The organism is Pseudoalteromonas sp. S3260 (assembly GCF_005886925.1).
Lineage (GTDB): Bacteria > Pseudomonadota > Gammaproteobacteria > Enterobacterales > Alteromonadaceae > Pseudoalteromonas > Pseudoalteromonas tetraodonis.
The window spans coordinates 39,831-45,927 of sequence record NZ_PNCV01000040.1 but is presented as its reverse complement, the minus strand read 5'-3'; the positions used below and the strand labels follow the sequence as shown (position 1 = coordinate 45,927).

General features: G+C 40.4%; 6 protein-coding genes. 5 read left to right on the top strand and 1 reads right to left on the bottom strand.

The annotated features are described in order from the left end of the window. Nucleotides 1-209 precede the first annotated feature (209 nt). Nucleotides 210-1,568 (bottom strand): outer membrane channel protein TolC, encoded by a 1,359-nt coding sequence (tolC, locus tag CWC14_RS08020; protein ID WP_138562241.1) that lies wholly within the window; start codon nt 1,566-1,568, stop codon nt 210-212. A gap of 158 nt (nt 1,569-1,726) precedes the next feature. Here tolC and CWC14_RS08015 point away from each other — a divergent pair, with 158 nt between their 5' ends. From CWC14_RS08015 to parE, 5 genes are read left to right on the top strand one after another with little or no spacing between them, the layout of a single operon-like run. Further along, on the top strand, nt 1,727-2,353 hold the full coding sequence (locus CWC14_RS08015) for an NUDIX domain-containing protein (protein WP_016900572.1): 627 nt from the start codon (nt 1,727-1,729) through the stop codon (nt 2,351-2,353). A gap of 31 nt (nt 2,354-2,384) precedes the next feature. Further along, nucleotides 2,385-2,843, top strand: a complete 459-nt coding sequence (locus CWC14_RS08010) for a DUF1249 domain-containing protein (protein WP_013465838.1) — start codon at nt 2,385-2,387, stop codon at nt 2,841-2,843. Next, entirely contained in the window at nt 2,830-3,615 is a 786-nt protein-coding gene (locus CWC14_RS08005) for a metallophosphoesterase (RefSeq protein ID WP_138562239.1), read from the top strand. The genes CWC14_RS08010 and CWC14_RS08005 overlap by 14 nt, the downstream gene beginning before the upstream one ends. Beyond that, entirely contained in the window at nt 3,600-4,163 is a 564-nt protein-coding gene (locus CWC14_RS08000) for a YqiA/YcfP family alpha/beta fold hydrolase (RefSeq protein ID WP_008110593.1), read from the top strand. The genes CWC14_RS08005 and CWC14_RS08000 overlap by 16 nt, the downstream gene beginning before the upstream one ends. A 20-nt stretch (nt 4,164-4,183) precedes the next feature. Then, nucleotides 4,184-6,073, top strand: coding sequence for a DNA topoisomerase IV subunit B (gene parE, locus CWC14_RS07995; RefSeq protein ID WP_138562237.1), 1,890 nt, complete (start codon nt 4,184-4,186; stop codon nt 6,071-6,073). Nucleotides 6,074-6,097 lie beyond the last annotated feature (24 nt).

The window sequence follows — 6,097 nt, the reverse complement described above, 5'->3', positions numbered from 1 at the left end:
CTTGTCAAAATAGCTTTTAATCCCAACTGAAACTCGCAGATTGAGGCAACTTGGGTATAGATAGACTCTGCCTTGCCTAAATACCAAACAGGCTGCTGCAAATTTAACCTTGAAAGGTCAACAGACCCTAGTTTAACGCTATGCGCTCAAAAATACAAAAAGCCAACAAAAAGCTGGCTTTAGTAATTATTTATAATGAAGTCGTGTGTTTAGTTAACGGTATTTAACCCTTGGTTTATACCCACTAAGTCTTCGCGGCTTAATGTGCCTGTTGCTTGTTTTAGACGAAGCGTTGACACAACATAGCGATAACGCACATCAGCAAGATTACGCTTTGCATTGTATAAATTTTGCGTACTGACGAGCACATCAACAATGGTACGTGTACCCACTTCAAAACCCGCTTCCGTGGCTTTTAAAGCGCTTTGTGCTGAAATAACCGCTTGTTCAAGCGCTTTATAGGTCGCAATATCAGATACCACTTGGTTATAAGAAGTAATAACAGAGCGAGTTACTGCGCGATAATCCGTTTCAAAATCTTGGCTCGCAGCAACGTAAAATGCACGTGCTTGATCTGTTGCAGCAACCGTTGCGCCACCTGAGTAAAGTGGTACGCTAAAGTTTAGTCCAATAGAGCTTGAATCTGAACGAGGTTGATCGTCAAAACTAACGCCATTTAACTCACTATCTGTTAATGAGTCGCCGTAGCTAGCATTTAACGTTAGTTTTGGGTAATGACCTGCTTTTGCGAGTTCAATTTGTTCTTTAGCTATATCAACCGTTATTTTTGATACTTGCAGATTTAAGTTTTTGTCTTTAGCTATTTTAACTAAATCAGTTGCAGGCGTACTTGGCTTAACAGTAGAAAACGTTTCGGTGTTTAACATATCTAGCTTTGCATGGTATTTACCGGTGATCTCACGTAGTTGCTCACGGGCTGTTTCTACCGCATTATTAGCAATGATTTCTTGCGCTACTGAGTTATCAAATTGTGCTTGTGCTTCATGTACATCGGTAATAGCCGTTAAACCTACAGCGTAACGTTGTTTAGTTTGTTCAAGTTGGCGCTCAATGGCACGTTTTTCAGCTTGTACAAATTCAAGGTTATCAATAGCGCTTAATACGTTAAAATAGCCTTCAGCCACACGTACTATTAAATCTTGTTTAGCAAAATCGTACTGGCCACTAGCTTGCAGTGCTTGTTTGTCAGCAATGCCGAGTGAATTCCACGCGCCCAAATCAAATAGCGTTTGGCTTAAGCTAATACCACGTCTGAATTGGTCCGTTTCACTTTCGACTTTAACTTGGTTTGATAAATCGCCTATGCTTTGAAAAGAGGTCGAGTCACTTTTTTCATAACTCATGCTTAAACCAATTTGCGGTAATAGTGCGCTCATAGCGCGATCGCTTTGGTATGATTGTGCATCAGCTTGGGCTTTTGCTTTTAAAACGGTAGGATCGTTGGCTGTTGCGATTTCAAAAACTTGAAGTAAATCTTCTGCATTGGCTACGGTTGAGCCCAATGCGCATGATAAACTAACCAGTGCAGCAAGGATGTTCTTTTTCATGTGATGTTCGGTCCTTAGACAATTTTTGTACTAGTAGCATGTTAACCTGTTTTAACTAATAACTAAAAAAAAAATTAGTAAAACAGCGTTCTCAAGTGTAACAGAATATATACCTAAATGACGTTGATGTATTTGCACCCTCAAAAAGGAAAGAATAGATGGCGAATAAAAGTCGTATTAAATTTACCCATGACGATGTGAGATTAAAACCAATTGAAAATTTGTATGATGGTTTTTTTAAAATAAACCTTTATCAATTTAAGCATGCCTTATTTGCGGGTGGAGAGTCTGAGGTAATTCGTCGAGAAATTCTTGAACGCGGAGATGCGGTCGCAGTTTTACCTTATGACCCAGTAACTGAGCAAGTGCTGCTAATTGAACAAATTCGAATTGGCGCAATTAAAAGCAAACACACGCCTTGGCTGTTAGAATGTATAGCGGGCATGACCGATGGCAGTGAAGATTACGAGTCGGTTGTTAAAAAAGAAGCGTTTGAAGAAGCGGGACTTAATTTAACAGAACTTGAGTTTATGTTGTCTTACCTTTCAAGCCCCGGCGGTACTACAGAGCGTTTGTTTTTATATTTAGCTCACGCCGACTTAAGCCAAATTAATACCGGTATATATGGCTTAGACACCGAAGGTGAAGATATTAAAACGCATATTATGGATTTAGATGAAGCATTTGAGCGACTCAATCGTGGCGAGATAGATAATGCGGCTACGGTAATTTGCTTGCAATGGTTAGCACTAAATCGCGACAGAATACGTAAGAAGTGGGCATAGTTTTTAATTTTTTAATAGTAATGGCGGTATTTTGACAGCACTTTTAACGACTAATCGATACATTCAAAGCCTTCCAAAGTATTTAACACTTTGTGAGCATAATTACGTACGCCTTTTAAAATTACTACCTAGTGAACGAGCGATTGGCAGTGTTAGAGAAATCAAACTGGGCCACAGTGAATTTGCCATCAACATAGATGACAATGCCAAGTACACCCTTGATGTCTCTATTAAACAGTTATCAGGAATGGTAAGTGGTATTTCGCCTTTGTATTTAACAGTGCGCTTATATAATGATGCTAAAGTAGCCGAAATTGTCCATCATGATTACCACCAACGAATCAAACCTTCCTATGGCTACCCTAATCCTAAGATGCATCAAAAAGATGAAAAGTATCAGTTGAATGCTTTTTTATATGATTGGTTGGTTGCCTGTGTAGAGCGAGGTCAATCAACACTTAATTGGGATGTAAATAATGGCTTGGTTTGATGATACGTATTATTTTGAGCAAGCCCAGCTTCGTATAGCCCATATAACGGATTGTCATCTTTTTAGCGATAAGCAGGGCGAGTATTTTGGGGTTAACACCGCAGAACATTTTATTAGGGCACTTACAGATATAGCAAAACAGCAGCCTGATGCCTTGATATTTGGTGGCGATTTAACCCAAGATCACAGCTTTGATTCCTATTTATTATTTGCTGAACTGATTCATAATAGTGAACTAAATTGCCCCGTATTTTGGGTTCCCGGCAATCATGATGAAATTGAACAGCTCAATTTAATTAGTGGCGGGCAAATACAACGCGCTAAACATATTGTGGCGCAAGGGTTTGAGCTTTTATTACTTAATTCTAAAGGAAATACCCCTGCTGGGTGGGTGACGCCCTCGCATTTAGAGGAAATTATGGCGTGTTTAGTCGATTCAGATAATCGTCATATTGTATTTTGCCATCATAACCCATTGCCTATTAATGGCTACCTAGATAAACACATACTAGAAAATGGGCCGCAGCTATTAAATTTATTAGTTAATAATGGCCGAGTTGATGCGCTGTTTCATGGGCATGTTCACAATGACTACCAACAGCAATTTAGAGAGCTTGATATTTACGCGACACCGGCCAGTTCCGTGCAGTTTACAAAGCACAGTGCTACTTGGCAGCAAGAAGATAAAGGGGCGGCTTATCGTATGCTGCACTTAAATGCTGAGCAACAAAAGGTGCATATACGCACGGACGTGATATGGTTAAACGAGTAATCTATATTCACGGTTTTAATAGCTCTGAAAAATCATATAAAGCTGTGCGCTTTGGTGAGCTTATGGCACACTATGATGTTGATTATTGTGTGCCACGCTTAAACCATGAACCTATAGAGGCGATTATAGCGCTTGAACAACTATTAACACCGAATACCGTATTATTGGGCAGCTCGTTAGGTGGCTTTTTTGCTACGTATTTATCGCAGCGTTATCAAATTCCTGCGGTGGTAATTAATCCTGCCGTTGCCCCATATACATTATTAGAGCCTATACTTGGGCCTAATTATAATCCGTATCAAGATTATAATTACCAATTACAATCTCGTCATATAGATGCGTTAAAAGCATTAACGGTGACAGAGTTAAAACACCCTGAGCTGTTGTATTTATTACAGCAAACAGGGGATGAAGTGTTAAATTTTCAGCACGCAATAAAGTATTACTCACAATGTAAACAGTTAATTGAATTTGGCGGCGATCATAGCTTTAATGGCTTTGAGCGAGCTTTTTCAAGCATTGTCGATTTTCTTAAAATCAGATATTAGCGTATATAAAGATAAAAACTATGACTCAACAAAATTATAACGCCGAAGCTATTGAAGTACTTAATGGATTAGAGCCGGTAAAACGCCGCCCAGGCATGTATACAGACACATCGCGCCCCAATCATTTAGGCCAAGAGGTTATTGATAACAGTGTTGATGAAGCAATGGCCGGGCATGCGACGCGTATTGATGTCATTTTGCATGAAGATAACTCACTTGAAGTGAGCGATGATGGTCGGGGGATGCCGATAGATATTCACCCTGAAGAAGGTATTCCTGGGGTTGAACTAATATTCACCAAATTACACGCAGGTGGTAAATTTTCAAATAAAAATTACCAGTTCTCTGGTGGTTTGCATGGGGTAGGTATCTCGGTCGTTAATGCGCTATCTACCCGCGTGGAAGTAACGGTTCGCCGTGACGCACAGCAATTTAGAATGGCTTTTGAGCATGGCGATAAAGTTGAAGATTTAAATGTTATTGGCTCAGTGGGTAAACGCAATACCGGTACTACCGTGCGCTTTTGGCCAGATACCAGCTATTTTGATTCTGCTAACTTTTCACTGACTAAGCTTAACCATTTATTAAAAGCCAAAGCGGTACTATGCCCAGGTTTGCGTATTAAGTTTGTAAATAAACAAACGAAAGAAACCCAAGAGTGGTTTTATGAAACCGGCTTAAAAGATTACTTAGTAGAAGCAGTTAAAGGCTATGAGATACTGCCTAAAGACCCATTTGTAGGTGAGTTTTCAAGTTCTATTGAAGGCGCTGATTGGGCCGTTGTATGGATGCTTGAAGGCGGTGAGTCAACAGCCGAAAGTTATGTAAACTTAATTCCTACCGCACAAGGTGGCACCCACGTAAATGGCCTGCGCCAAGGGCTTTTAGAGGCGATGCGTGAATTTTGTGAATTTAGAAACTTATTACCACGTGGTGTAAAGCTCACCCCAGATGATATTTGGGAACGTTGTAGTTATGTATTGTCGGTAAAAATGCAAGACCCACAATTTGCAGGGCAAACCAAAGAAAAACTCTCATCACGTTCATGTGCTGCGTTTGTATCGGGTGTCGTAAAAGATGCTTTTAGCTTATGGCTAAATGAGCACACTGACACTGCAGAGTTACTTTCTGAATTGTGTATTTCAAATGCACAGCGTCGCTTACGCGCGGCTAAAAAAGTAGTTCGTAAACGTGTTACTTCAGGCCCTGCATTACCAGGCAAACTGACCGATTGTAGTGCTGCTGATAATGACCGCACGGAATTGTTTTTAGTAGAGGGTGATTCAGCGGGTGGCTCAGCTAAACAAGCGCGAGATCGTGAGTTCCAAGCAATCATGCCACTAAGAGGTAAAATTTTAAATACTTGGGAAGTAGAATCAGGGCAAATTTTGGCCTCTCAAGAAGTGCATGATATTTCAGTGGCATTGGGTATTGACCCCGATTCAAGTGATTTATCAGGGCTGCGTTACAATAAAATATGTATATTAGCGGATGCTGACTCGGATGGACTGCACATTGCCACTTTATTGTGTGCCTTATTTGTGCGCCACTTCCCACAATTGGTAAAAACTGGGCATGTGTATGTTGCTATGCCACCGCTGTTTAGAATTGATATTGGTAAAGATGTTTATTACGCGCTTGATGAAGATGAAAAAACGGGCATTTTAGCGCGTATAGAAGCAGAGAAAAAACGCGGTAAGGTAAACGTGCAACGCTTTAAAGGCTTGGGTGAAATGAACCCGCTACAATTGCGTGAAACAACCATGGATCCAAATACCCGTCGTTTAGTGCAGCTAACACTTGATGAAGAAGAACAAACAATGGAAATGATGGATATGTTACTTGCTAAAAAGCGTTCATCAGATCGCCGCCAATGGCTTGAAGATCACGGTAACAAAGCACAAGTTTAATAAGCCTTTGGGCTACAGGAGAGG